Here is a 25,924-nt window from a genome sequence, read left to right as displayed (position 1 = left end):
CAATCGTTTCTTACTTTGATTATAAAACTTTTCGGCCATGCGCGCGTTGATCAATGCACTCATCATACACCTCACCCTCAATATTTTGGTTTTCCTGAAGGGTTGGAATGCCTTTGAGGAGAAGAAAATAATACGTATCATCATGATTGTCATTTTCGGAACGGAATTGATCATCTACTCCATCGGTTTTATTTTCTACCATTACCTTCCGGAATCTGTCACCCAATTCATCCGGGTAATGGGCACCAGTTGGATGCTCTTTCTCTTATACTGTGGGGGATTATGGCTGGTCATCGATCTGGTCAATGCGATTCGTCAAAAAATATCACGCAGACCATGGCGTATAAGAGATCAATCCAGGAGGTTCAAAATCATCTCATACCTCGTTCCAATGGTGATTGTCATAGGCATTATGATTCACGGAAGATACAGGTTTATGCACCCTGTGGTACAACAGGTGTCAATAACAACCCACAAAACGGCAGAAAAAATGGACTCAGTGCGTATCGCCATGATTGGGGACCTGCATCTGGGATATATGATCAACAGAAAACACACAAAACGGTTTGTTGACCTGATCATGGCGCAACAGCCTGACCTGATCCTATTTGTGGGAGATATTATTGACGGGCATATCGAACCGATACTGCAACAGCGGATGGATGAAGAGTTGGCACACCTGCATGCACCCTTAGGAGTATTTTCGTGTACAGGGAATCACGAGTACCGCTATGACGCGGAGGAAAAGATATCACTGTTGAATAACGCAGGGATCACCATATTACGTGATTCTGCCGTATTGATCGATAGTAGTTTCTACGTGATAGGGCGTGAAGACAAGGTTATGCCTACCCGGAAACCGCTACGGAAGATACTTTCCGAACAGTCGGTAGAAATGTCAAAACCGGTGATCGTATTGAATCACACTCCCGACAACCTGGCTGAAGAGGCAGATGCCGGAGCAGATATTGCCTTATACGGACATACACACCACGGACAGGCTTTTCCGGGCAATATTGCCACAGAGATGACGTTCGAGGTGGCACATGGCTATAAAAAGAAAGGCGACACACATGTTTATGTCACCTCAGGGATCGGTTTGGTAGGCCCCCAATACCGTATCGGCACAGTCTCGGAAATGGTGATGCTGAACGTAAAATTCAGCCACTAACCTCATAGGCTATCGACGGCCTTCTCCAGATGTACAGAATGAGACCCTTTCAAAAGGATATAGTGATTTGAAACAGGCTTCTTTTTCAGTGTCTCTATCAATAGGTCCACATCATCAAACAACCGGAAAGATTCATTCTCACTGGTGCATTTATTAAAAGCCGAACCTACCAGATAAACCTTGTCATAAGGTTGTTGCTTTAGAAGCTGAACTATCTTTTCATGCTCTTCATCACTGCTTTCCCCTAACTCTTTCATTTCCCCCAGGATTACCATTTTAGATAACGATGAAGGAATGGATGAGAAAAATTCCAATGCAGCCTTCATGCTGGTAGGATTTGCATTATAAGCATCGATAATCAGGTCATTTTTTTCGGTGCGTTTAAACTGGGAGCGGAGGTTTGTGGGTTCATATTCTTCCAGTGCAGCACTGATTTGTTCAGCATTAATCCCAAAAAATTTAGAGACGGCAACCGCAGCAATTGCATTATCAAAGTTGAATTCACCTACCAGTCGGGTTTTGACACGATAAGAATTATCGAAAAAGCTCCAGTCGAATTCCAGAAAAGGAGTAGCATTGGCAATCGAACCGGAAGCAAAGAGTGAAGGATCATTTTTGCCATAAAGGATCCGGTCCATGCCTTCCGTCTGTTCATACAGGATCGGATTGTCTTTATTGACAAATACCTTTCCTTTGCCTTCCCGGATAAAATCATATAATTCGCATTTGGTAGCAACCAGATTCTCAAAACTCCCAAATCCTTCCATATGCGCCTTACCCACATTGGTAACGATACCATAATTGGGTTCTGCAATCTCACATAGTTCTTTGATATCTCCCGGATGACTTGCCCCCATCTCCACTACACCTATCTCATGCGATCTATTCATAGACAACAATGTGAGTGGGACACCAATATGGTTATTCAGGTTTCCCTGTGTATAGGCCACCTTAAACTCTTTCGACAAAGCGACGGCTACCAACTCTTTCGTAGTAGTTTTTCCGTTTGTTCCCGTGATGCCGATAATAGGTATTTTCAACTTCTTACGGTGCCAGTTGGCGAGTTTCTGAAGCGAATGCAATGCATCTTTTACCAAAATGATCCTGTCATTTTCTTTCTCCGGCTCTTCATCCACCACAGCGTAGGCGCATCCTGCCTCAATCGCTTTTTCCGCAAACAGATTACCATTAAATCTATCTCCTTTCAAAGCAAAGAAGATAGAATCTTTGGGACATATCCGTGAGTCGGTGGTAACAGAAGGATATTGAAGAAATAGATTATATAGTGCAGCGGTTTCCATATAGCTTAAGCTAAATGATTTACAAACCCAATTTTGCAGCAATCTGTGCGGGGATGGCATCCCTGTGCAAGACGATACTTAAAGTCTTGTAGCGTACAAACGGATCTGAGGCATACCACAATCCTTTATAAGGACCGGTTTCACCCCATGAATTTTTCACCATATAAAATTTGTTCCCATTCTGGTCTTTAGCAATACCATAAATCTGCATACCATGGTCGTCGGTAGTCTGGTAATTATCAAAAGATTGTTGTCTCATCTCCTGGGTAATATGCTTTTCTGCAAGCACCTCTGTTCCGACGCGTGCTCTCAGATTTGCATCCCGCTCACGTGTGGAGAGGTCAAGCCACTTGGCTTGATCAGAACCTGCATTTTCGGCCGCATTTTCATCAGGCATGATAGCAATTCCTTCACGTGAAAAGCCGGCTTCACTCACATCCGAAGCCCAGGCAATGGTATATCCTCCCATAATGGCATTTTCCATCACTTCCATCAATTCTTCAATAGGGAGGTTGTATGAATTGGCCCAACGCCAGTTATCAGGCACTTCAATAGCAAATGGTTTATAGAAAGGATGATGGGTAAAAGAGGTCAAAGAGACATAATCCTCTTGCTTGAGCCCAAGAAATTCCTTAAAGGTATGTGGCGTATACTGCTTGCCTTGATAGGTAAATGTTTCCGGTAAAGATCCCAGATAAGTATCCAATATTGCTGAGAATGCGTTAGACCATACCGGAGAAAGGTTCCTGGCACCGATAATTCCGTCCATATATCCTTTCAGGACCTTATCCAGTTCACCGTGATTATGTGTTTCGGAACCGTAATTAAGTCCCCGGTAAGCATCTTCCGGCATTATTCCATATTCATCTATAGTCTCTATCACATCGGCAAAAGATCCGCCTGCGGCAAAATTGAGATTGCCATGCAGACGAGCATATTTTTGCGCTTTATCCTCATAATTTCTACGGACTATATACATTTCAGAGAGATCGAATTCCCCTTTCCCCATACGGATCAGTTCCGATTCTAGCAATCCTACGCCAGAGAAACTCCAGCAAGTTCCCGAACTGGCCTGATTCTTTACCGATGTAATGGGATTTTGTTTTACTACCGAGAAGTTATAAATACCCTGTGCCGAAATGGTTAAAGTCGTTAAAAGAAGAATAAAGACCGTAATCAATTTGTTCATAATGATACCTGTATTGTTATTTAATAGTTAGTCGATAGTTATTCAATTGTTATTCGTGCGAAGCACAAATGTACCATAAATCGGGGAATTTTTTCTGTTTTCAGACTACTATTTCCGTAAAAAGTCAAAAAAGCGGTATATTTACGGCTTCAAATATAAAGAAAGTCGAGAGGTAAGCTAAGCTTGCTTAAGCTTATCCGAGACGCATCTTATATTCTACAAATAAATTATTGCGATATGGATGATTTAAGGCCTGCCAAAAAAAGAATGCGTAAGGGACTGTTATGGTTCCTCGGAATATTGATACTTGCCCTCGGAATTTTTATCTATGTACGTTTCTATTATGTATTTGGAACAGGGGTAAAATCGGGGGAGTTGAACTATCTTGTTTATAAAGGAGTTGTCTTTAAAACCTACGAAGGGAAACTGATCCAGTCAGGTTTTCGTGCTGATAAACCCGGAGGATTACAGTCGAATCAGTTCGATTTTTCAGTAGTAGACAAGAAAATTGCAGAACAATTGATGATATCGAGTGGCAAAAATGTGCAATTACATTACAAAGAATATTTCGGTACGCTACCCTGGCGAGGGTATACCAAATTTATCGTGGACAGCATCATCATGATAGAGGAGAAACCCATCCGGAAAGATCTGGAAGAGGATTTAACTCCTTATATCCTTGAATCGATGTAAGGGGAAAAATTGATGGCAAAAAAGAAATTTTACGTTGTTTGGAAAGGGATAAAACCGGGGATCTATAGTTCCTGGGATGATTGTAAAGCACAGGTTTCCGGTTTTGAGAATGCCCTATACAAATCTTTTTCAACCCGGGAGGAGGCAGAAAAAGCATTTTCCTCCAATCCATGGAAATCCCTGAACAACCAGCAGGGTAAAAAAGTGAAATCCGCCCCATCATCGGGATCTGCATCAGCATCGGAATCCTCTGCAAAAATATTGGCCGGGAGCATCGCTGTAGATGCCGCCTGTAGTGGTAATCCCGGCTTGATGGAATACCGGGGCGTATTTGTAGCGGACGGGGCCGAAATCTTTCATGTGGGGCCAATGGCCGATGGGACAAACAATATCGGTGAATTCCTTGCCATTGTACACGCCCTGGCATTACTCAAAAAGAAAAACAGTACAATCCCTATCTATTCCGATAGTGTGAATGCCATGAAATGGGTGACAAATAAAAAGTGTAAAACCAAACTGGCACAGACTGATGTAAACAAACCGATCTTCGAGTTAATTGAACGGGCCGAGAACTGGCTCCAAAACAACAGTTACTCCAACCCGATCCTGAAATGGGAGACCAAACTGTGGGGTGAAATCCCCGCCGATTTTGGGAGGAAATGATAGAGATAGATTCACCGCTGCTATCGTATGAACATCGCCGGTTTCGTTTAATAGTTGCATATTAAATGGAAAGCTTCCAGTCCTCCTCTTCCTCTTCGTCCGGATAATAAGATTTGGGTGGTTGAAGTGTAGGAAATATCCGGTATACATTCGCAGCTACCCTGTCGGCAAACTCCTCTATATTCATATTCAATGCCCTCGAAGTTTGCAGGTAAACCTGACGAATGGACATTTCACCTTCATCAGTTTCACAAAACAAGGAATCAAGGGGTATTAATTGCATGGAATCCACATTGATATTGTCCCCAATAGAAAAAAGAAATCCTTCTTTCACAAGCTGTTGGGTAAGCTCCGGCTTACTCCGGTAACCATGAATGATCCAGGGCTGGGTAGGCTTCACCTCTCTTCGAACCTGTATCACCTCTTCCCACGCTTTCACGCAGTGGATGATTACCGGTTTTGACAATTTCTCGGAGAGTTCTATATGCTTCTTGAAAACAGGTATTTGCAGGTCGAATGAAGGCCCTTTCAATCTATCGAGGCCTGTTTCGCCTATAGCGATAATACGAGAATTGGATGCAATTTCGTACAGGTAAGCCATCTGGTTCTCGCTCTCTTCTGAGTACCAGGGATGAATTCCGCATGAAAAGGCATGACGTGAATAAGATTCTTTTGCTACTTCAAACTCAAGGGGGTAAACATCAAAGATACACGAGTGATAAGGATCATCGCTATCTTCAATAAAAATCTGATGGGTGTGTACGTCGTAAAATTCCATATTTTAATTGGCCTCTGCTTTCGGCTTCCGCTTTTTCGGCTTCGGATCGGGCACGGGGTCATATCCCGACCCTCCCCAGGGATTACAACTTATGATACGCTTGGCAGACAGATAAGAACCTTTGAAAGGGCCATGTTTTTTAAGCGCCTCTATCGTATATTGTGAACAGGTAGGCGTATAGCGACAACTTGGAGGCATAAGCGGAGAAATGACAGCCCGGTAGAAATAAACCGGCAGGAGTAGTATCCACGTCAGTACGTTTTTGATTATTTTCAGCACTGTTTTCTCTCCTCAATCCGGTGATTCAATTCTTTTATAGCTTTTCGTATTCCTTTCTCTACCGTAGCATAATCACTCAGCTTATCTGCCACATAAATAAATGCTACGTCAAGATGTTCATTTTCCGCCAATCCATTGGGGAGAAACAGGTGCTTATTGAGCCGATAAGCCTCTCTCCCAAGCCGCTTCATCCGGTTACGGTCAACTGCCGACTTAACCCTCTTTTTAGGGATGGAGATAAGTATCGATAATGGCATCGATCCGTATTGTGCCGTCTCCAGATACACTATCCGAAAGGGGTACGACATAAAGGATCGCCCTTTTGTAAAGAGGGCTTCAATTCTTTTTTCACCTGTTACCCGCTCTTTCTTCGTAAACCTGAAGCGTTCCATATATATGCAATCCTCCGAAAGCAATTACACCGACAAAGATAATTGTTTTTGGATTCAATTGTTACTGATTCGAAAAAAAATCAAGCCCAATGTTTGTGGTTTTCTTTCAAGAAGGCTTCCAATGCAGCAGTCATGGAAGGATAATCAGGCTGAGGAGCTTCACAATCGAGTCTTAGTCCAGCATCCACTACAGCTTTTGCCGTAGCATTACCAAAACATCCTATAGCCCTGTCTCCCTGTTTGAAATCAGGGAAATTTTTCAATAACGATTGTATTCCTAATGGGCTAAAGAAGATAATCATATCGTAATCAAACTTCTCATCCTTATCGAAGTCATTGCTCACCGTTCTGTACATTACACTTTTGGTGTAGTTTATCTTCTTTTGGTCAAGGAAATTAGTCACTTCATCATTATGTTCTTCCGGGACAGGAAAAAGAAATTTTTCTTTCCCGTGCTTGGTAAAGGCATTATTCAGTCCGTCAATCTTACCGGTCTGGCTAAAAAATATTTTCCGTTTCCTATAAACAATATACTTCTGCAGATAAAGTGCCACAGTCTCCGAAATACAGAAATATTTCATTGTCTCAGGAATTACAATCTTCATCTCTTCACAGATCGAGAAAAACTTATCAACCGCTGTTCTCGCCGTGAAAATGACCGCCGTAAAATCAAGTATATTAATACGCTGTTGACGGAATTCTTTCAATGAGACCCTTTCTACTTTGATCAGAGGATAGAAATGTAAGTCTAGATGGAACTTTTCCGCTATCTCGTAATAAGGCGATTTTTCGCTACTCGGTTTAGGTTGTGATATGAGAATTTTCTTTACTTTCCGCGCGTTCATATAATGTTATCTCCTGCAATAGTTATAGCTAAAAGCACTCCTTTATATAATAGAAAATAAGGAGCGATTTCAGTGCCGCAAAGATAGACAAAAAAATAGAAAGGACTGATCTTATTTTTAACAAAAATATTTAATAACTCAATGTAAATGACCATCCGACTAATAAAAAAGAGTACTGCAATAAGGATTAGCATAATATTCCTAACTTCATGTAAATAAACATAAAAAACTACAGGAAGAAAAGCAGCCACTCCAAGAATCTCCATTATTCTGGAATAGTAAGTCGACCAACTTTTCATCTCATTCTGTAAAAAGAAAGTCCCAATCAGTCGATAACCTGCAATTTTCAGATAGATTAACAAGGCAAGCCCCATAAAAACACCAATAAAGCCAAGTATTTGTGCTCTTAAGGAATATATGGAAAATCCATTGCTCCACAACCATGAAAAAATCAGGATAGAGAAAAGCAGAATAGCCTGAAGAAGCAGATAGAACTCTCCCCAGGCTTCTGTTTTGGTTACCTGGCTTTTATGTACGGATGCAATCGGTTTTCCAAAAGAAAAAACAGTTTTAAAATTACCTTTTAGGGCTGTTCCTTCCCAACGAAAAATAAAAGCAAATAACATGAAGCTAAAGAGGAAGAGAAGAAAAAAAACAGAATGTATCCATGGAGAAAAAGGGAGAGGAGCACCAATGGAACCATTCTGCAATAATTGCATAGATGAGGCGGCTCCCCCATCAAAATTAAAGAAAACCTGGGTACTGTCAGTGGGAAAAAAATCATACTGTCCGAAACTCATTTGCCATGACTCCGGAACGACCTGCTCCCCCTCAACCTTTAAATAGTAAGGGAGGGTGTCGGAAATAGTATCTAAAACCAGTATCATACTTTTCAGTGCAATACCACCATTAATCGTATTTGGTATACCCGGGATTCCAGTCTGGAATAGTCCGGATGAGGGTGACAGCCTCTTCCGGGGTGGTTACTACCTGCCATAACTGCCGGTAAGACTCTCTCATAAACCTCTCACTAATCATCTTCTCGAAAAAAGAGAGTAATGGCTGGTAGTAATTGTTTACATTTAAAATAATAATCGGCTTACGATATAAGCCTAACTGCCTCCAGGTAATAATCTCCGCCAACTCTTCCAACGTTCCCACTCCGCCGGGAAGAGCTATTACTGCATCGGCCGTTTTCACCATAGCCGCTTTCCGTTCATGAATGGTCTCAGTGACAATAGTCTCTGTAAGATGAGAATGTCCCCAACCGGCATCCACCATGAACCGCGGAATTATCCCTTTTACCCTGCCGCCCTTTTTCAGCACAGCATCGTTCAAAGCCCCCATCAATCCTTCTCTGCCGGCGCCATTAACACAAGTAAACCCATTCTCGGCCAGCAACTCTCCCAATTTCGATGCAGCATCAAAATAGAGCAGATCGATCTCTGCACTCGAAGCGCAATAAACCACAACTTCCCTGTTTCCGTTTTCCATATTTTTAATTCAAAATTCAAGATTCAAGATTCAAGGATTTAGCTACGCTGATTTTCAATTCAAGATTATGAATTGCAAATCGACGTAGTCAATTAACAATCGGCGTAAGCCAAATTGTAAAATCCAACATCCCAGTCACCTAATCACCCAAGTCCCATATCCCAAGTTCCAAATCCTAAATTTTCACTTTTAATTTTTCACTCTTCAGTCTCCCCAGTCTCCTCGTCTCCCCAACCTCCTTGTCTCCCAGTCCTTCTACAGACCAAACTCCTTTTTGATCTTGTCTACATAATCCAGTTTCTCCCAGGTAAACAGTTCCACTTCAAGCCGTACAGGCTCTGGCATATAACGCGAATTGAACACCTTTTTCACTATTTTTGGTTCGCGCCCCATATGACCATATGATGCTGTTTCCCTATAAATTGGATTGCGAAGTTTTAATCGTTGCTCGATAGCTTTCGGACGCAAATCAAACAACATCTCAATCTTTTTCGCAATCTCCGCATCTGAAAGGTCGACATTGCTCTTTCCAAAGGTATTCACGTAGATATTCATAGGATCAGCTACCCCGATGGCGTAAGAGACCTGGATCAGCATCTCCTGGGCGACACCTGCCGCCACCATATTCTTGGCGATATGCCGTGCTGCATAGGCAGCAGAACGATCCACTTTTGAAGGATCCTTCCCCGAGAAAGCACCTCCTCCATGAGGGGCTTTTCCTCCGTATGTATCCACAATAATTTTCCGGCCTGTCAATCCGGTATCCCCATGCGGACCTCCAATCACAAATTTCCCTGTTGGGTTCACATGATAAGTAATATCCCCGTCAAACAGTTTGTGTACATCTTTTCTCTTTCTGTATTGTGCCTGTACCCTCGGTATAAGGATTGACTTAACATCCGATCTTATACGTGATTGCATTCTTCTATCAGCTTCAAGCGCCGCTTCCTTCGTATTGCCTTTCGGTTGTTCAAATTCATCATGCTGTGTTGAGATCACAATGGTATCGATGCGCTGGGGCACTCCCTCTTCATTATACTCAATCGTTACTTGCGACTTGGCATCAGGACGCAGGTAAGGCATCAGTTCCGGCTCATTTTTCCTGATATTGGCCAGTTCCTGCAATAAGGCATGGCTCAAGTCGATAGGCAGAGGCATGTAATTTTCCGTCTCATCTGTAGCATACCCAAACATCATCCCTTGGTCGCCGGCTCCCTGATCCATAGGATCGGCCTTCTGATCCACGCCACGATTAATATCATCAGATTGTTCATGTATACTGGAAAAAACACCGCACGAAAGCGCCTCGAAACGATATTCACTTTTGGTATAACCAATATCCGCAATAACACTACGTGCGACTTCGGCCACATCAACATAGGTGTTCGACTTCACTTCGCCCGCCAATACAACCTGTCCGGTTGTCACAAGGGTTTCACACGCTACTTTTGAATCACGGTCGTATGCTAAAAACTCATCAAGCAAAGCATCCGATATCTGATCGGCCACTTTATCGGGGTGCCCTTCCGACACCGACTCGGAGGTAAAAAAATAATTCATTTTAAAGCTGATAAAAAATTTGAAGAACTGAAGCAATGAAGAAGGGAAAATGCAGCAAGCGTTTTAGCATTTTTTTCTGTGGTTGCAAGCAGTTCAAATCTGTCCACATTCATTTTGTCGACTGCAAAGATAACAATAAAATAGGCTGAATAGTCTCGAATAAAGGTTAAAATGTATTATCAGTTCTTTCTATAGCGGGTAAACAGAAATAAAATAGCTATTTTTGACGACAATCCGGACAGGTTAATTTCATTCTTCCCGTTGCTATTTCTCCTCACGGGGTAGAACGACAATTTGTGTATGAAGATCTATTTTTTTCGCACTATTATCATAGGGATATTGCTTTTGGGAATTCTACCGTCAATGGCACAAGATATGGCTTACCCGGTGGAGGGTGACGGTATACTCTCTTTCCTGCGCCGTTGGAACAGGATCGGCGACTCGTATGTACAGGAATTTATGGAACTGAATGGTGACAGGCTCAATGACCAGGGTGGCCTTGAATTGGGAACGGTTTACCTGATTCCTCCACTACACCCGGGAGATGAGTATCCTCCTTCCGAAAAGTTAGCAGGTGGTGGAACTGGTCCTGCTATTTTTGGAAAAAAACTAAGTGAGGTCACACCGCAGTCTGACCGATTGAAAGATGCTTGTTTTTATATCATCAGCGGCCATGGAGGACCTGATCCGGGAGCAGTGGCACGTGTGGGTAACAGGCAGTTGCATGAAGACGAGTATGCATACGATATAGCTTTACGGCTTGCCCGTAATTTGATGATGGAAAGCGCCACAGTATACGTGATTATTCAGGATCCAAACGACGGAATCCGGGATGAAATGTACCTGGACAACAGTTCTAATGAGACATGCATGGGTGATCCAATTCCCAGGGATCAACTCGACCGGCTAAAACAACGTGTGGACAAAGTAAACGAGTTGTACCAGGGAGACAAAGGGAAATTTAAATATATCCGCGCCATCGACATCCATGTAGACAGCCGTAACAAGGGAAAACGTATCGATGTCTTTTTCTACCATTCCGGCGACAAGCATTCCAAATTACTTGCGACTACCATGCGCGACCTGTTCCGCGTAAAATACGACACGCATCAGCCTGGTAGAGGATTCGGGGGATTTGTAGAACAACGTAACCTCTATGTGCTGCGTCATCTGAAACCGCCTGCCATTTTAGTGGAAACAGGAAATATCCAAAACGAATTTGACCGTCGGCGTATCCTTTCAAGCAACAATCGCCAGGCATTGGCCAATTGGATGGCACAGGCGTTTATAGAAGATTACAAGAAATCGGTCCGGTGAACATCCCGGATTCTTTGTTATTATCATACAAAAACAGTATTTTTGTTTGGACGAACTCATGTTAAATCATTATTAAACCAAAAATACGTGCAAAATGAAAAAAATCGGTGTTTTATTATCAGCAGTATTATTATTAAGCCTGTACACAACAGCTTATGCAAGTGACCTTACCAAAGCAGTACAAGGTGTTTGGACAGCTAAAGTGGCGGATGCGCCTTATGGTTATCAGGATTACCAGGTGACAATAAAGCAGGTAGAAGGTAAGTGCGTGGCGGATATTACAGGTTCTCAACTGAATGTGAAAAACCAGGAATTGAAAGAAGTTGACGGAAAACTGACAACAACAGTGTATGCCGGAGAGAATGTACAAGTCGTCATCTGGAAGGAAAAGAAAGAAGTGAAAGGAACGGCCGACACTTCCATGGGCAAGCTATCGATCGAATTTACCCGTAAACAAGAGTCCAAACAGTAACCTCATTGCGGTTATCGTCTATGTCTTATATTGCCGACCTTCATCTTCATTCCCACTATTCACGGGCTACCAGCAAGGAACTGAATCTTGAATCACTTTTCCAGTGGGCGCGTATCAAAGGCATTCACGTGGTAGGTACGGGAGACTTTACGCACCCCCTCTGGTTTAAAGAGATAAAAGAAAAGCTGGTGCCGGACGGAACAGGCTTGTTCCGCCTGAAAAATCCCCCGAAAAAAGAGGTCGACGGATTCAAATGCAAGGACATTGACGTACGGTTTTGCCTTACTTCCGAGATAAGCTCCATTTATAAGCAGGGATACGGAGATTACGAAGAAAACACCTTTACCCGACCTGACCGAACTAACCGATACTCCCTCTTTAAACACAGAACAACAGGCTGCCTGCGAAGCAGAAGGGGCCGTATTGGTTACGGCTGGGCTCGGTACAGGAAAAACAAAAACACTGGTCAATTGGATCGCCCATTGCATCCAAAAGAAAAAGGTACTTCCGGAGGAAATACTGGCCGTTACTTTCACCAGTAAGGCCGCCGATGAAATGAAAGACCGCTTGTTTGTCCTTTTGAAAGAAGCGTCAGGAGGGATTACGCTGGGAACCTTCCACTCGCTGTGTTTTACCATATTGCAGGAACGTTATGAAAACCTGCATACGGTCTATGACGATGAAAGCCGTGAAGTCATCCTCGGCATGCTTTTCCCCGACAAGGAAGAAAAGATGCTGAAAAGCCTGTCAACCAAACTAAAGGAATATTTTGAGGAAAACTGTCCGGAAGATGCCGATGAGTTAAAGGAAATTGCTGCGGTATATCAACGTTTTACGCTGGAAAACGGCGGAATTGACCTGGCTGATATTATCGGCGCAGTCGTCAGGTTGTGGCGTACGGAACCGGAGTGGCTGGAGATCTTCCGGAACCGTTATCAATCTATTGCCGTCGATGAACTGCAGGATATCAATCCCCTGCAATATGAATTTTTAAAGCTATTGGCAAAAGATAAAAATATCCTGGCGATTGGCAATCCGGACCAAAGCATTTACGGTTTCCGTGGGTCGGATGTAAGATTGTTCTTTCAATTCAGTGAGGATTTCGGTGCAAAGGAAATCTCACTTCAGCGGAACTACCGTTCCTCCGGTTTTATTGTGGATTCGGCCAGTAGTCTTATTCGTAACAATATGCTGCGTAAGGATATCCGGCCGGTTGCCCATAAAGCCGACAAGGGGAAAATCCGCCTCTTCAGTGCGGACGACGAATATAAAGAAGCGGCCTTTATCGCCGGAGAAATTGAAAAACTGGTCGGGGGATTCCACAACCTGATCGGGGATAACACCCATCAGGATGGTCAATACGGTTTCTCTGATATGGCGGTGCTGTTCCGTACCCGTGCCGTAGGCCAGGCTTTGCTTACCTCATTTAAACGATCGGGCATACCGGTACGTTTTGGTGACGCTTCTTCTTTTCTGGAAACCTATCCGTTCCATCTCATCACCGATATGATAAAGCTGTATCTTTATCCAAAAGATATTATTGCATTGGACAGTATACTCAGGCATGGTTTCAACATGCACAAAAAAGAGAGGCAGGAATTTCTTTTATCGCATCCGGAAGAAGCGCGTTTTACTTCTCTTTTCGGAAAGCAAGGAGAAGAAGTTTTCGCAAAGCAAGGAGCAACCGACGCTGTGTCATTTGTTTTTGAAAAATTTATCACTGATGAAACCTTGGATGATACGGGAATTATCCGGAAAGAAACCATTCTTTATATCGCCAGGGAATACGAAGAAGATCTGGAACAATTTCTGCATAATATTTTACTGGATACCTATACCGATGTGGCACGCCTGAAAACCGATGCGGTAAGCCTGTTGACCTTTCACGCTTCCAAAGGGCTCGAGTATCCGGTTGTATTCATTGCAGGAGCCGAAGAAGGGGTTACTCCTTTGCTGAGAAATAATATTGATATCGAAGAAGAAAGAAGACTTTTTTATGTAGCCCTTACCCGTGCCAAAGACCATTTGTTTATTACAAATTCTTTAATGAGAAAAAATTTCAACCAGACAGAAAATAAGACCCGGTCAAGATTCGTTGGAGAAATACCTGCTTCCTTCAGGGAAACCATAGAAAAGAAACCTCCAAAGCCTAAATGTGAACAATTGCGGTTATTTTAATATAAATTCATAAAAACTATCCATAAGCCTTTTCAAAGTGAAAAATTTTGTGAAATAATATAATTCCATTATTTTTGGAAATAAGAAGTGACGATAATGCCGGTCATATGAAACGAAAAATATTCATTTTATTCTCTTTATTTGTTCTTTTGTGTGTAGAGGTTGAGGCACAAGGAACAAAAGCAATAAGCGCCAATGATTTTTTAAACAGCTTAGGAGCTTGTTCATCTGTTTCACGTAGAGGCGAAAATTTGAATGAAACTATTGAAAATGTAAAATATACCGGACTGAGATGGTTGCGTGTAGGCTATGAAGACGATGTACCGGTTGAAGATTTTATCCGGTTGCACCGCCAAACAAATGTGCTTTTAAGTTTTGGATTACTCAGCGGAGGGAATAATATTGATAGACTTATTACAGAGTCGAGGCAATTGGCAGAGGCAGGCGCTTTGCTTGCCATCGAAGGCGCGAATGAGCCAAATAATTGGGAAATAACCTATCAGGGTGAAAAAGGTGGCGGAAGAAATTCATGGATACCTATCGCCAATTTGCACAGGGATCTTTATAAGGCCGTGAAAGAAGATTCTATTTTAAAAGATTATCCTGTTTGGGCAATCAGTGAAAGTGGTGCGCAAACGGATAATACAGGATTACAATTTTTAATTATTCCCGAAAGTGCAAATACACTGATGCCTGCCGGAACGCAATATGCCGATTATGCTAATTGTCACAATTACATAGTGCATCCGAGTTGGTCCGGCTTACACGATAATCAAACATGGCTAAGTGCTTCGCCCACGAAAGATTGCCCTGTTGACGGATTATATGCCAATTATGGTTTGACCTGGGCAAAAAAATTTCCCGGTTATCCGGAAGATAAATTAAAAACTTTACCTCGCGTTACTACAGAAACAGGATATGCCATGAATGAAAAAGAAGGAGTAACAGAAGAAATTCAAGCTCGTTTGTATTTAAATTTATATCTATCTCAATATAAACGAGGTTGGAAACATACAGCTATTTACTTATTAAAGGGGCGGGCAAATGAACCGGATCATGAAGCATTCGCTTTTTATACGCTGGATAATCAACCTAAGCAAGCTGCTCATTATTTACATAATTTTACAACGATTTTAGCAGATAATAAATCTGTTTCAAAATCAGGTGCATTGGATTATACTATTTCCGATCAACCTGAGACCACACATGATTTACTATTACAAAAAAGCGATGGACATTTTTACCTTGTGTTGTGGGGTGAACGATTCGCGGGGGGAACGGACAGTGTTACCGTGAAGTTCGGTAAACAACATAAAACGGTAAAAATATACAATCCCACTGTAGGTGTTTCACCAATTAAAATATTGAATAAAGCAAATAGTATGTCCTTATTACTCACAAATCATCCTCTGATTATTGAAATAAAAAAATAAATATCTTTGGGATACCAATATAAATACAACTGACAGGAAGAAACTTAAAATTCTATTTTTTTAAAATGAAAAAGATTTACCTATCCCTCTTTCCGGTGCTTTTACTTGCGCTGTTGAATTGTATTAATGCCAACTCTAAAGGATCGGAGAATCCCGATTCGGAAAAAGAACCATCGTGGGCGACGGCTCATGAAATAAACAAACGGTTGGGCCGGGGAATGAATATCGGCAATACCTTTGAAGCAATGCCTTCATGGCAATCACCCTTTGACTCACAGGATTTGCAACGCATAGCCGATCTCGGCTTCAGCCACGTACGAATTCCTATTCGATGGGAAAGGGAAGACCGAAGTATATCTTCCAGCCCTTATACTATTTATCCAGAGTTTATGAAAACCATTCAATCGGTTGTGGATGAAGCATTGAAAAACAGGCTGCATATCATTATCAACATGCACCATCATGACGCGCTCTATGCCGATCCGGCAGGACAGAAAGAACGTTTCCTGTCGCAATGGCAACAGATTGCCGATTATTTCAAAGAGTATCCCGACAGCTTGCTCTTCGAGATTATGAATGAACCGCACGATAATCTGACAGCCGATCTATGGAACCATTATTCGAAAGATGCCTTGCAGGTGATCCGTGAAAGCAATTCCAGACGCTGTGTGCTATTGGGTGTAGCCGAATGGGGCGGAGTCAATGCATTACAAAAGCTCGACATCCCCGACGATCCGAACCTTATCCTTACTATCCATTATTATAATCCTTTCCAATTTACCCATCAGGCTGCAGAGTGGGTAGAAAGCTCCGAAGCGTGGCTGGGAACTACCTGGAGAGATACGGAAGAAGAACGTAAGGCGATACAGGAAGATTTCAGGTTAGCAAAACAGATAGCCAAAGAGAAAAATATTCCCGTCCTTATCGGAGAATTCGGGGCGTTTTCACGAGCCGATATGGATTCACGAATCCGATGGACACAATATCTGGCGCGTTGGGTCGAACAACAGGGGTTCAGTTGGGCATACTGGGAATGGAATGGAAGTTTCGGTATTTTTGATCCGAGCACAGGTACATATCGTACCGAATTGGTAGATGCCCTGCTTAAAAATCCTATTAAAAAAAATAATAATGAAACCATTAAAGAACATTATCTTTGACTTCGGTGGGGTACTGATCGATTGGAATCCCATCTATCTCTACCAGGAAATTTTTGATAAAGAAGAGGATATGAATTATTTCCTGGAACATGTGTGCCGCTATGAATGGAATGTGCTGCAAGATGCCGGGCGCTCCCTGGCAGAGGGCACCAGGGTCTTACAGGAACAATACCCTGAGTATCGTAAAGAAATAGCGATGTATTACGGTCGATGGGATGAGATGCTGGGAGGCATTATCGAAGAGAATGTAAAACTGATTAAACCGCTGAAAGAGAAATATAACGTATACGGGCTTACCAATTGGTCGGCTGAAACGATCCCTATTGCCATGGAACGCTACGATTTTTTCAAGGATCTGGATGGGATGGTTGTTTCAGGTGCGGAAAAGATAATAAAGCCCGATCCGCAACTCTATCGCATTTTGCTGGAACGTTATGGGATACAAGCCGGGGAATCTCTGTTTATCGATGACAATTATGCGAATATCAAGACTGCACAACAGCTGGGATTCCAAACGATTCATATAGTGGATGGAGTAAATTTGGAAGAAGTGTTGAAAGCGAGAGCTATCCTGTAATATATTTTGCCTGGAGTATCCCTAGCCGCACACCCTGTTGTTAAAAAATAAGAAGTATACTCGCTACAACAACGATTTTACCTATTTTTGCGGTCTATATATGTTACTATACAGCGTGTTTACTATGTCATACAGGAATAACGGCTGGTTAAAAGTCGTTTCTCTTGCAATTATAACTTTTATCCTGGCCTCCTGCGGTGCGGGAAGAACCACTGTCTCCAGTAGCAAAACATCTACAACTTTACAGGACGATATCATCCAATATGGAAGGCAGTACCTCGGTAAACCTTACCGGTATGCAGGGAAAGGCCCTAATTCCTTCGATTGTTCAGGTTATACCTCCTTTGTGTTCAGAAAATTCGGATACAGATTAGATCCCAGTTCAGCCGGACAGGACCGCCAAATCCCCACTATCGCCAGACGAGAGGATCTTCGAAAGGGTGATCTTGTTTTTTTTGAAGGAAACAGAAAGAACGGGAGAGTCGGACATGTAGGAATAGTGACGGAAGCATTCCCTAACGGACAATTTAAATTCATCCATTCTTCCACCACCAGCGGAGTGATTATCTCCTCCTCTACAGAACCATATTACGCATCGCGCTATTTACGAGGAGGGAGAATCCTGGAGGAAAATGCATCATATGTGACACGGCGTAATCCACAAGTAAATAAAAAACAACTTACAGCAACAAATAAAGAACCGGTACAACCAAATATCCCGGAGATAACACCTCGCGAAACAGATGAACCCGCAATAACGACCATACAGACCGGAAATTATTCCGGCCGCGAATCTATACTTGTACAGACTGATCCCCTGAAAAATCCTCCCCTCACATCAACAAACGGAAAAGGGCAAAGAGAAGATAAGGTTCAACGGACAAAAAGCGACATGGTGCTGAGAGAAGAAGAGAATGCTATAATTTCCGCCCCTACTAATACTAAAAACCATACGGTACAAATGGGCGAAACACTCTACTCTATCTCCCGGATATACGGATGTACCGTAGAACAACTGAAAGTATGGAACCCGCACCTGAAAACTGTATTAAAACCTGGAGAGTCCCTACTTGTCCATACCAATTAACCTGAACAGTACACCATAAAGCCACCCTGCCATGTGCGAATTTCCATATCTTAATGGAATTCCGGCATCTTTTATGTATTTTTGTGGCTCATTACAGAATCGATTATTCCATTATACGGAGTAAGCGTAAGAAAAACAAGGAAATCAACAATATAAAAAGTATAAAATAAAATATAATTATGATAACGACAGACCAACTAAAAGATGTGTTGGAGCGCGAGAACGCGCTGAGGGGGTATCTTTGACATCGATGCAAAGCGTATCCAATTAGAAGAAGAAGAATTAAGGACTCAATCACCCGATTTCTGGAACGACGCCAAAGCCGCCGAACAGCAGATGAAGGTAGTGCGTGAACTGAAATACTGGATCAATGCCTACCAGGAGGTAAAGTCGGCTGCCGAGGAGCTACAGTTGGCATTCGACTTCGCCAAAGAAGGAATTGTTTCGGAAGAGGAGATAGATGCCAACTACAAACATGTGCTTCGACTGATCGAAGACCTGGAGTTGAAAAATATGCTTCGTCGTGAGGAAGATCAACTGGGAGCAGTATTAAAGATCAATGCAGGTGCAGGCGGCACGGAGAGCCAGGACTGGGCTTCTATGCTTTTCCGTATGTATCAGCGCTGGTGTGAAAGCAAGAACTACAAGACTACTGTTACCAATTGGCAGGATGGCGATGATGCCGGCATAAAGACAGCGACCCTGCAGGTGGAGGGCGATCTGGCTTACGGATTCCTGAAAAGTGAGAACGGGGTGCACAGGCTGGTACGCGTATCCCCTTTCAATGCGCAGGGGAAACGGATGACCTCATTCGCTTCGGTGTTTGTCGTACCATTGGTTGACGACTCCATCGAGATAGAGGTGAATCCCGCCAACCTGAGTTGGGACACTTTCCGTTCGTCCGGAGCCGGTGGACAAAATGTAAATAAGGTGGAAACCGGCGTACGACTACACTACCAGTATAAAGATCCTGACACCGGAGAAGAGCAGGAAATTGTAATTGAAAATACCGAGAGCCGTTCGCAAATGGGAAATCGGGAGAATGCCCTGCGTTTACTTAAGTCGCAGCTTTACGAAATAGAACTGGAGAAACGCCGTGCAGCACAGGCAGCTATTGAAGCTGGTAAAAAGAAGATCGAATGGGGATCCCAGATCCGCAGTTATGTATTCGATGATCGCCGTGTAAAAGACCACCGCACCAACTACCAGACATCAGATGTGACTGGAGTAATGGACGGTGATCTGGATGAGTTTATCAAAGCCTATCTAATGCAATTTGGAGACGAAGCATAATGCCAGACAGAAAGAACCGATATCATCGTTTTGTCCTTTTAGGGTTGATCCTGCTCTTGTCAATTATTATTTTCAAAGAGCTACACCCCTATCTGGGAGGATTTTTCGGTGCTTTCACACTTTTTATTCTCCTGAGAGGATTGATGGTGAGACTGGTGGAGAAACATAACTGGAGAAAAGGGGTGAGCGCTTCAGTCATTGTACTTGGGACCACGATATTTATTCTGATCCCGCTCACTGGCTTCGGGTTTCTTGCTGTTGACACTATCTCAGGAATAAGTATTGATCCTGCACAGATCATAAAAAGCATGAGAGAGTTCTCTGACATCGTTGAGGAACGTATTGGGATCACCTTGTTCACTCCCGAAAATCTTTCGTTCGTACCCCGTGCAGGGTCTTCCATCATGCAGTCACTCGTTTCAGGGTTAAGTGCTATGGTCATCAACGGGGTCATCGCCATTTTCCTGCTTTATTTTATGCTGGTAAGCTATCAATCATTGGAGAATATTACCCATGAGATACTCCCATTCAGTGAGAAGAACAAGCGCATTCTCCGGGAGGAGACAAAATCTATTATCCAGGCAAATGCCATTGGTATACCGGTAGTTGCCATCACACAAGGGATACTGGCCTATATAGGGTATCTCTCCTTCGGAGTAAGCAATCCGCTTGTATATGCCGTTTTAGTAGCTTGTACCACCATCATCCCTGTGGTAGGCACTTCGCTGGTATGGGTACCGATCGGTATTTCAGCACTGACTCAAGGTGATATAGTAAGAGGGGTATTACTACTTTGCTACGGGCTACTTATCATAGGGGGATCCGATACCATCCTCCGGTTCGTACTGCAAAAAAGGCTGGCTAATATCCATCCGTTGATCACTTTCTTTGGTGTGATCATGGGGCTTGCCATGTTTGGATTCTGGGGGATTATTTTTGGTCCGCTGCTGATCTCTTTGTTATTGCTTTTCTTTAATATGTATCGTCACGACTTTATTTCCGGTTCGACTGCACAACCCCGTATTACTACAAAAGAAGACGGGAAAGGGGGTATTCTTTTCCGAAAAAGAGCGGCAAAGTAAGCTGCATCCTTTAGTATGCCACAATCCTTATTATTTTAGTTTCCATGCTTTACCCATTTATTTTCTAACGACAACCCGAAAAGGGCAAAGTCATATTTCACCGGATCAGCAGGATCCAGGAGGCGGAGGTTTTCGGTCAGTTCCAGCGCAGTTTTCCAATCGGTCTGTTTTCTGGTAATTAATTGCAGTCGACGTGCCGTCCTGTCTACATGGAGATCAATAGGACAAATCAGCGCACTTTGAGGAATACGTTTCCAGATACCGAAATCCACTCCTTTTCCATCACTTCTCACCATCCAACGCAAAAACATATTGATCCTCTTGCATGCTGAATTGCGAAGAGGAGTTGCCACATGTTTGCGGGTACGATACGGTGCGTCAGGAAAATCAAAAAAAAGCCGTTCGAACCGGATCAGTGAGTCTTCTACCGAATGAAAAACGCCTCCGTCCAGAAACGCCTCCTCTAATGTAGGATAATGTGAATAATGCCGATGCAGAAAATTCACAAAGTAGAGTAAATCAGTATCGTTGAAGGTACGATGCGTAAATCCAAACAAACCTCTCAGGTCATCATCTCCATGCTCCATAATAAAACGATAAGGCTCGCCTCCGAACCGTTGCACCAGTTCACCGCATTTGGCGATAATCGTTTTTCGTTGACCCCACGCCAGTATAGCAGCAAAGAAACCCATGATTTCACGGTCTTGTCTGCCGGAAAACAGGTGAGGAACAGATATCGGATCATTTTCAATAAATGAAATATTGTTATATCGATCTACTTTCTCATCCAAAAAACTCTTCATACGATTAAATATCATTCCTGTTACTTACTCCACTTTCTTACACAAATAATTTAGTACAAAATTACGCCTATTCCTTAAAAAACCTTACATTTGCAATTATTTCTTCAATTACAAAAGAAGAAATAAAACATTGAAATTAATTCCTATTCATGAGAAGTGTACCCTCCTCTTTCCAGCCTATACTGAAGAGCAGTCTTCTATTTGTTTTCTGTTTCCTCTTCCATACGGTTTCGGGGCAGATCAGTTACGGAGGTAAACCCCTTCCGCTTCACGCCGGGATGGGGGCAAGATCTATAGAACCGGCCACAGATCTCTTCGTAGAGATGCCGTCATTCGATGTGACGGCAGCATTACGGCAGTCCCAGCAGGATCAGACAAACCTCAAAAGCTTAGAGTTTGCCCACAAATTTTATCCGTTCCTTCGTCCCGACAATTCAGGTATTGGCTTTGTTACCGGCAAAATGAAGGTGTGGCGTGTGGGGATTCGTTCAAAAGGTGCTTACTCATTGAATATTCTTTTTTCAAAATTCAGGTTACCCCCGGGGGCACAATTGTTCGTGTATAACTCCGACCAGTCGGAGATCTTAGGTTCATATACCGAAAAAAACAATACAGAACTAAACATGCTTCCCGTACAGCCTGTCGGGGGCGATGAATTAATCGTGGAATATCAGGAACCGCTGGATGCGGTATTCAACGGTGAGGTCGAGGTAGGTGAAGTAAATCACGATTTCCTGGGGATCTTCTTCAGGGCCACTGAGATGAGAGACCCGCAGCAGGATTGCCATCCCAACCTGATTTGCTACCCGGAGGATATCCAACCCGGAAGTGGCGTAGTGGGACTGATCATCAACGGAACAACCTATTGTACCGGCTCTCTTGTGAATAATACGGCAGAAGATGGTACACCCTACCTGCTGACGGCCACCCACTGCCTGAATAGCAATTACAACCCCGGCTTCCTGGCCAACAGAAGATATGACATCGTTGCCGGCAGTATCGTCGCCTTTTTCAATTACAATTCACCGTTGTGCGATACCGATATCCGCGGCCCGTTACAGATGACCATGGCTTCGGCCGATTCGGTACTGATCAGCGAAAGGCATGATATCTCCCTGCTCAGATTGAAAGAGATCCCTCCGGCAGAATACCAACCCTATTATCTGGGATGGAATGCCGGCTCTTCTCCTTCAGCACCGTTCCACGGCCTGCACCACCCCAACGGAGGGATCAAGAAAGTAGCAATAGACGAAGACCGGCCACGCCTCGGCTCGTTTACTCTTCCCAATAATTACCAGGCTGAACCCAACTCCTTTTGGGAAGTAGGGGCATGGGATACCGGAGCCACCGAAGGGGGATCCTCGGGTTCGCCACTCATCGACAGGGAAAAAAGGGTATTGGGTACGCTTACCGGAGGGGCGTCGATGTGTTCATCGCCCAGAGGTCCGGATTCTTATGCATCTCTTTTCAAATTCTGGGATGTACAAGGATCACTCGACAACCCGAACCCGATCAGCCATTATCTTGATCCGGAGGAATCACAAGTTATGCAATTGGAAGGTTTCACTCCCTATTCACAACAACCTTTCACTAAAAGCCACAATTTTAAACCCGAAGACAAGGCTGTAAGTTATCTATTTCAACGGATCCCTCTATTTGCCACTAACAATACTTTTGGATACACCGAATTTGCTGAGCAGTTCTATGCCGGAGACGGAGTAGAGTTGCGGGGAGTGTTTGTCTCATCCCCCCCTGTTAGCAGTATTTCGAGTATGAACATCAGAATAAAGGTTTACTCCGGAGAGAATGGGCCTGAACGGCTTCTTTACGAACAGCCCTACAATTATAGCTACAGATATTTCAATAATACAGACTTTCCGGTCAGCTCTCGCAATATGCTCTACAATATAGAGAATTATATCCGCTTTAATGAACCTGTATCTGTTTCAAGGACATTTTATATTTCCTATTCCGATGCCAACGGGATACCGGCCGGTTTTTCGGCATTTAGTGCAGAAGCCAGAAGGGTCGGTTCCGGGATCGTTTCCACGGCATGGATGAAAAATGCTTCGGGATGGGTAAAATCGTCGGAAAACATTGAGAATCCCATCAATACCACTTTACTGATAGCACCCTATGTTATAGGTAATACCTCCACCTCAGTAGAACCGGAAAAAGAACAATTCAAATTGGTTGTCTACCATTCCAGTGAAGTGAAACGGATATTTATCGAATCAAACTATGATTTGGTCGAATGGGAAATTTTCTATTCATCAGGGATAAAAATCCATCATGAGACCATTGATATCAGTATAAACAGAGGCTCCTATTCGTCAACCCATCTTCCGAAAGGAGTTTATATAGTGCGGGTTAAAACCGTTGATGGGACTGTCTCTGCAAAAAAAGTATTGGTGACCTAATTACTTATCTTCCAATTCCACAGATATCTCTTCTTCTATTCCGGAAACAGTTTCCGGTTCATCCGGCAATTTGTTCTCTCCTACTTTTTTCTCAATCTGATCTTTCAGATAAGACGAAATAATATTGCTTCCACCCGATACTTCGGTACGGTTGTAATCCTCTTTTTCGGACTCCGGCTCTTGGACAATGGGTACTACTTTTTTTCCGATAATCAACTGATCTCCGATGCCGATCCGGGAAGAATTCAATCCGTTCCATGATTGAAGCTGTGCCACCTGAATACCGTTTTTCCGTGCGATATCTCCGAGTGTATCACCTTTCCTGACCCGATAATACTGATTGACTGTCTGGGTTTTTCCATCGGGATTGTCAGTAACAGCTTGTGCCAGCTGTTTCTCTGTCGTTGCCTGGGGTGCCACTGCTTTTTTCCCCACGATCAACTGTTTTCCGATATTGAGCCTGTTGGAACTAAGCCCATTCCAGGATTTGATCAAGTCAACGGTCGTACCATGCCTTCTGGCAATAGTCGAAAGATTATCCCCTTTTTTTACCCGATAATAGACATTGGTTGTATTTCCCGATACCGATGAAACCGAACCATCCAGAAAACCGTCGGTATTAGCCCTGTGCGTAAAATACCGCTCCTTATCATAATTAATAATGGTATCGTTTTTATCAATAAATGCATACATCTTTTCCGTAGGCAGTACCAACGCATGCGCTCTAAAATCACCCGGTATCACATCCCGTTTGAATTGGGGGTTCAACCGCTGTAACTCGCCCAATGGGATATCCAGTACTCCTGCAATTTGCTCCAGATGTATCCTCTCATTCACCTGTACCGTATCGAGCGCAGCTGTCAGGGATGAAGAGTGTGCAGGGCAGATGTTATGATCTGCATAGTAATTCATAATATAGTTGGCAGCGATAAAGGCGGGTACATATCCTCTTGTTTCTCGCGGCAGACGATAGTAGATCTCCCAATAATCGCGTTTACCTCCGCTCCGGGCAATCGCCTTGTTCACATTCCCCGGCCCGCAGTTATAGGCCGCAATTACTAAATTCCAGTCCCCATAAATAGCATACAGATCTTTGAGGTAACGTACGGCGGCATCAGTCGATTTATAAGGATCGCGCCTTTCATCCACGAGGCTGTTTACCTCCAATCCGTAGCCTTTTCCTGTGCGTAGCATAAACTGCCACAACCCCGTGGCCCCGACACGGGACACAGCCACAGGATTGAGCGCTGATTCAATTACAGGAAGATATTTTAGTTCCAACGGAAGTCCGTGTCTGTCCAACGCTTGCTCAAACATCGGAAAGTAGTAGTCGCCCAGCGCCAGCATATAACTCACCTGCTCTCTTTTTCGTACGGCATACATCTCTATGTAATTCTTCACCACACTATTGAATGAGAGCTCCATCTCCGAAGGTAAATTATGAAGTTTTTTAATATAGACTGAGTCATGAAAGACCACATTCTGTCCCCTTTTACAATCAATCTCTGCATTCGACAGATCGAGTTGCCAATTACGTAACAGGTCACTTAGTTTTTCCGTCATACTTTCCGGATAAACAATTGCATTATCCTGAATGGTATCCACACTGGTAGACAAAGTCTCCGGTGAATTTTCCGGCAGAGTATTCTGAGCTATAAGCCCCAATACAGTCCATACAGTTATCAATCCAATTAAAATAGTCCTCTTCATACCAATAAATTGCCCATCCGGGAGGGA

At 43.3% G+C, this 25,924-nt stretch carries 25 protein-coding genes; 14 read left to right on the top strand and 11 right to left on the bottom strand.

Going from position 1 to position 25,924, the window contains the following annotated elements; genetic code table 11:
- Nucleotides 1-37 precede the first annotated feature (37 nt).
- Complete coding sequence (locus U2P89_RS09965) at nt 38-1,171, top strand: metallophosphoesterase (RefSeq protein WP_322191307.1); 1,134 nt, start codon at nt 38-40, stop codon at nt 1,169-1,171.
- A gap of 2 nt (nt 1,172-1,173) precedes the next feature.
- On the opposite strand, the gene U2P89_RS09960 is transcribed toward U2P89_RS09965, so the two are convergent.
- Complete coding sequence (locus tag U2P89_RS09960) at nt 1,174-2,472, bottom strand: UDP-N-acetylmuramoyl-tripeptide--D-alanyl-D-alanine ligase (RefSeq protein ID WP_076931304.1); 1,299 nt, start codon at nt 2,470-2,472, stop codon at nt 1,174-1,176.
- Nucleotides 2,473-2,491: 19 nt separating this feature from the next.
- The gene (locus tag U2P89_RS09955; RefSeq protein WP_322191306.1) at nt 2,492-3,661 is read right to left on the bottom strand and encodes an aminopeptidase C; all 1,170 of its coding nucleotides are present in this window, start codon (nt 3,659-3,661) and stop codon (nt 2,492-2,494) included.
- A gap of 237 nt (nt 3,662-3,898) precedes the next feature.
- Here U2P89_RS09955 and U2P89_RS09950 point away from each other — a divergent pair, with 237 nt between their 5' ends.
- Both U2P89_RS09950 and U2P89_RS09945 read left to right on the top strand, forming a co-directional pair.
- Nucleotides 3,899-4,354 (top strand): hypothetical protein, encoded by a 456-nt coding sequence (locus tag U2P89_RS09950; protein ID WP_083711057.1) that lies wholly within the window; start codon nt 3,899-3,901, stop codon nt 4,352-4,354.
- A gap of 12 nt (nt 4,355-4,366) precedes the next feature.
- Nucleotides 4,367-5,017 carry a viroplasmin family protein gene (locus U2P89_RS09945; protein ID WP_076931307.1) on the top strand — a complete coding sequence of 217 codons (651 nt, stop codon included), beginning with the start codon at nt 4,367-4,369 and terminating at the stop codon, nt 5,015-5,017.
- A 61-nt stretch (nt 5,018-5,078) separates the two neighbouring features.
- On the opposite strand, the gene U2P89_RS09940 is transcribed toward U2P89_RS09945, so the two are convergent.
- The 7 genes from U2P89_RS09940 to metK all read right to left on the bottom strand — a co-directional run bounded on the left by U2P89_RS09940 (nt 5,079) and on the right by metK (nt 10,365).
- On the bottom strand, nt 5,079-5,795 hold the full coding sequence (locus U2P89_RS09940) for a TatD family hydrolase (protein ID WP_322191305.1): 717 nt from the start codon (nt 5,793-5,795) through the stop codon (nt 5,079-5,081).
- 3 nt (nt 5,796-5,798) lie between these two features.
- Nucleotides 5,799-6,062 (bottom strand): membrane protein insertion efficiency factor YidD, encoded by a 264-nt coding sequence (gene yidD, locus U2P89_RS09935; protein WP_091906163.1) that lies wholly within the window; start codon nt 6,060-6,062, stop codon nt 5,799-5,801.
- Between the two features lie 5 nt (nt 6,063-6,067).
- The gene (locus U2P89_RS09930) at nt 6,068-6,466 is read right to left on the bottom strand and encodes a ribonuclease P protein component (protein ID WP_139233452.1); all 399 of its coding nucleotides are present in this window, start codon (nt 6,464-6,466) and stop codon (nt 6,068-6,070) included.
- Nucleotides 6,467-6,546: 80 nt separating this feature from the next.
- The gene (locus U2P89_RS09925; protein ID WP_091906106.1) at nt 6,547-7,311 is read right to left on the bottom strand and encodes a uroporphyrinogen-III synthase; all 765 of its coding nucleotides are present in this window, start codon (nt 7,309-7,311) and stop codon (nt 6,547-6,549) included.
- Entirely contained in the window at nt 7,308-8,198 is an 891-nt protein-coding gene (locus tag U2P89_RS09920; RefSeq protein ID WP_322191304.1) for a DUF4271 domain-containing protein, read from the bottom strand. The genes U2P89_RS09925 and U2P89_RS09920 overlap by 4 nt, the downstream gene beginning before the upstream one ends.
- Before the next feature lie 22 nt (nt 8,199-8,220).
- On the bottom strand, nt 8,221-8,805 hold the full coding sequence (locus tag U2P89_RS09915; RefSeq protein WP_313380047.1) for a TIGR00730 family Rossman fold protein: 585 nt from the start codon (nt 8,803-8,805) through the stop codon (nt 8,221-8,223).
- 255 nt (nt 8,806-9,060) lie between these two features.
- Nucleotides 9,061-10,365: a methionine adenosyltransferase gene (gene metK, locus U2P89_RS09910; protein ID WP_322191303.1), complete on the bottom strand. Its 1,305-nt coding sequence runs from the start codon at nt 10,363-10,365 to the stop codon at nt 9,061-9,063.
- A gap of 300 nt (nt 10,366-10,665) precedes the next feature.
- Between metK and U2P89_RS09905 the strand changes: the two genes are divergently transcribed.
- The 10 genes from U2P89_RS09905 (at nt 10,666) to U2P89_RS09860 (ending at nt 20,964) form a co-directional block, all read left to right on the top strand.
- Nucleotides 10,666-11,682, top strand: coding sequence for an N-acetylmuramoyl-L-alanine amidase (locus U2P89_RS09905; protein ID WP_322191302.1), 1,017 nt, complete (start codon nt 10,666-10,668; stop codon nt 11,680-11,682).
- Nucleotides 11,683-11,776: 94 nt separating this feature from the next.
- On the top strand, nt 11,777-12,154 hold the full coding sequence (locus U2P89_RS09900) for a hypothetical protein (protein WP_322191301.1): 378 nt from the start codon (nt 11,777-11,779) through the stop codon (nt 12,152-12,154).
- Between the two features lie 5 nt (nt 12,155-12,159).
- Entirely contained in the window at nt 12,160-12,696 is a 537-nt protein-coding gene (locus U2P89_RS09895) for a hypothetical protein (protein WP_322191300.1), read from the top strand.
- Complete coding sequence (locus U2P89_RS09890) at nt 12,578-14,332, top strand: ATP-dependent helicase (protein ID WP_322191299.1); 1,755 nt, start codon at nt 12,578-12,580, stop codon at nt 14,330-14,332. Before U2P89_RS09895 ends, U2P89_RS09890 begins: the two co-directional genes overlap by 119 nt.
- A gap of 107 nt (nt 14,333-14,439) precedes the next feature.
- Nucleotides 14,440-15,765, top strand: a complete 1,326-nt coding sequence (locus U2P89_RS09885; RefSeq protein WP_322191298.1) for a glycosyl hydrolase — start codon at nt 14,440-14,442, stop codon at nt 15,763-15,765.
- Between the two features lie 65 nt (nt 15,766-15,830).
- On the top strand, nt 15,831-16,925 hold the full coding sequence (locus tag U2P89_RS09880; RefSeq protein ID WP_322191297.1) for a glycoside hydrolase family 5 protein: 1,095 nt from the start codon (nt 15,831-15,833) through the stop codon (nt 16,923-16,925).
- Entirely contained in the window at nt 16,897-17,502 is a 606-nt protein-coding gene (locus U2P89_RS09875; RefSeq protein ID WP_322191296.1) for an HAD family phosphatase, read from the top strand. Before U2P89_RS09880 ends, U2P89_RS09875 begins: the two co-directional genes overlap by 29 nt.
- Before the next feature lie 124 nt (nt 17,503-17,626).
- Nucleotides 17,627-18,589, top strand: coding sequence for a C40 family peptidase (locus U2P89_RS09870; RefSeq protein WP_322191295.1), 963 nt, complete (start codon nt 17,627-17,629; stop codon nt 18,587-18,589).
- 179 nt (nt 18,590-18,768) lie between these two features.
- A protein-coding gene (gene prfB / locus U2P89_RS09865; RefSeq protein ID WP_322191294.1) for a peptide chain release factor 2 occupies nt 18,769-19,882 on the top strand; the annotation gives its coding sequence in 2 pieces (ribosomal slippage) (nt 18,769-18,831 and nt 18,833-19,882; 1,113 coding nt in all).
- Complete coding sequence (locus tag U2P89_RS09860; RefSeq protein WP_092026978.1) at nt 19,882-20,964, top strand: AI-2E family transporter; 1,083 nt, start codon at nt 19,882-19,884, stop codon at nt 20,962-20,964. Before prfB ends, U2P89_RS09860 begins: the two co-directional genes overlap by 1 nt.
- 35 nt (nt 20,965-20,999) lie before the next feature.
- Here U2P89_RS09860 and U2P89_RS09855 read toward each other — a convergent pair whose 3' ends face one another.
- The gene (locus U2P89_RS09855) at nt 21,000-21,767 is read right to left on the bottom strand and encodes a TIGR02757 family protein (RefSeq protein ID WP_091906176.1); all 768 of its coding nucleotides are present in this window, start codon (nt 21,765-21,767) and stop codon (nt 21,000-21,002) included.
- A gap of 149 nt (nt 21,768-21,916) precedes the next feature.
- Here U2P89_RS09855 and U2P89_RS09850 point away from each other — a divergent pair, with 149 nt between their 5' ends.
- A complete protein-coding gene (locus U2P89_RS09850) occupies nt 21,917-24,187 on the top strand; it encodes a trypsin-like serine protease (protein ID WP_322191293.1) in 2,271 nt (756 codons plus the stop codon).
- Here U2P89_RS09850 and U2P89_RS09845 read toward each other — a convergent pair whose 3' ends face one another.
- Complete coding sequence (locus U2P89_RS09845; protein ID WP_322191292.1) at nt 24,188-25,897, bottom strand: lytic transglycosylase domain-containing protein; 1,710 nt, start codon at nt 25,895-25,897, stop codon at nt 24,188-24,190. It abuts the gene before it with no gap.
- Between the last annotated feature and the right edge of the window lie 27 nt (nt 25,898-25,924).

The sequence above is a fragment of the Proteiniphilum sp. genome (genome assembly GCF_034331125.1).
Taxonomy (GTDB): Bacteria; Bacteroidota; Bacteroidia; order Bacteroidales; family Dysgonomonadaceae; genus Proteiniphilum; species Proteiniphilum saccharofermentans.
The sequence above is the reverse complement of the archived record's forward strand: the minus strand, read 5'-3'. Positions and strand labels throughout refer to the sequence as shown.

Excerpts from the sequence above, each read along its gene's own strand:
- U2P89_RS09930 (WP_139233452.1), bottom strand. The coding sequence starts at position 6,466 with ATGGAACGCTTCAGGTTTACGAAGAAAGAGCGGGTAACAGGTGAAAAA.
- U2P89_RS09965 (WP_322191307.1), top strand. The coding sequence starts at position 38 with ATGCGCGCGTTGATCAATGCACTCATCATACACCTCACCCTCAATATT.
- metK (WP_322191303.1), bottom strand. The coding sequence starts at position 10,365 with ATGAATTATTTTTTTACCTCCGAGTCGGTGTCGGAAGGGCACCCCGAT.
- U2P89_RS09870 (WP_322191295.1), top strand. The coding sequence starts at position 17,627 with ATGTCATACAGGAATAACGGCTGGTTAAAAGTCGTTTCTCTTGCAATT.
- U2P89_RS09860 (WP_092026978.1), top strand. The coding sequence starts at position 19,882 with ATGCCAGACAGAAAGAACCGATATCATCGTTTTGTCCTTTTAGGGTTG.
- U2P89_RS09900 (WP_322191301.1), top strand. The coding sequence starts at position 11,777 with ATGAAAAAAATCGGTGTTTTATTATCAGCAGTATTATTATTAAGCCTG.
- U2P89_RS09940 (WP_322191305.1), bottom strand. The coding sequence starts at position 5,795 with ATGGAATTTTACGACGTACACACCCATCAGATTTTTATTGAAGATAGC.
- U2P89_RS09955 (WP_322191306.1), bottom strand. The coding sequence starts at position 3,661 with ATGAACAAATTGATTACGGTCTTTATTCTTCTTTTAACGACTTTAACC.
- U2P89_RS09950 (WP_083711057.1), top strand. The coding sequence starts at position 3,899 with ATGGATGATTTAAGGCCTGCCAAAAAAAGAATGCGTAAGGGACTGTTA.
- U2P89_RS09945 (WP_076931307.1), top strand. The coding sequence starts at position 4,367 with ATGGCAAAAAAGAAATTTTACGTTGTTTGGAAAGGGATAAAACCGGGG.
- U2P89_RS09920 (WP_322191304.1), bottom strand. The coding sequence starts at position 8,198 with ATGATACTGGTTTTAGATACTATTTCCGACACCCTCCCTTACTATTTA.
- U2P89_RS09960 (WP_076931304.1), bottom strand. The coding sequence starts at position 2,472 with ATGGAAACCGCTGCACTATATAATCTATTTCTTCAATATCCTTCTGTT.
- U2P89_RS09885 (WP_322191298.1), top strand. The coding sequence starts at position 14,440 with ATGAAACGAAAAATATTCATTTTATTCTCTTTATTTGTTCTTTTGTGT.
- U2P89_RS09850 (WP_322191293.1), top strand. The coding sequence starts at position 21,917 with ATGAGAAGTGTACCCTCCTCTTTCCAGCCTATACTGAAGAGCAGTCTT.
- U2P89_RS09880 (WP_322191297.1), top strand. The coding sequence starts at position 15,831 with ATGAAAAAGATTTACCTATCCCTCTTTCCGGTGCTTTTACTTGCGCTG.
- U2P89_RS09915 (WP_313380047.1), bottom strand. The coding sequence starts at position 8,805 with ATGGAAAACGGAAACAGGGAAGTTGTGGTTTATTGCGCTTCGAGTGCA.
- U2P89_RS09925 (WP_091906106.1), bottom strand. The coding sequence starts at position 7,311 with ATGAACGCGCGGAAAGTAAAGAAAATTCTCATATCACAACCTAAACCG.
- U2P89_RS09855 (WP_091906176.1), bottom strand. The coding sequence starts at position 21,767 with ATGAAGAGTTTTTTGGATGAGAAAGTAGATCGATATAACAATATTTCA.
- U2P89_RS09905 (WP_322191302.1), top strand. The coding sequence starts at position 10,666 with ATGAAGATCTATTTTTTTCGCACTATTATCATAGGGATATTGCTTTTG.
- U2P89_RS09875 (WP_322191296.1), top strand. The coding sequence starts at position 16,897 with ATGAAACCATTAAAGAACATTATCTTTGACTTCGGTGGGGTACTGATC.
- U2P89_RS09845 (WP_322191292.1), bottom strand. The coding sequence starts at position 25,897 with ATGAAGAGGACTATTTTAATTGGATTGATAACTGTATGGACTGTATTG.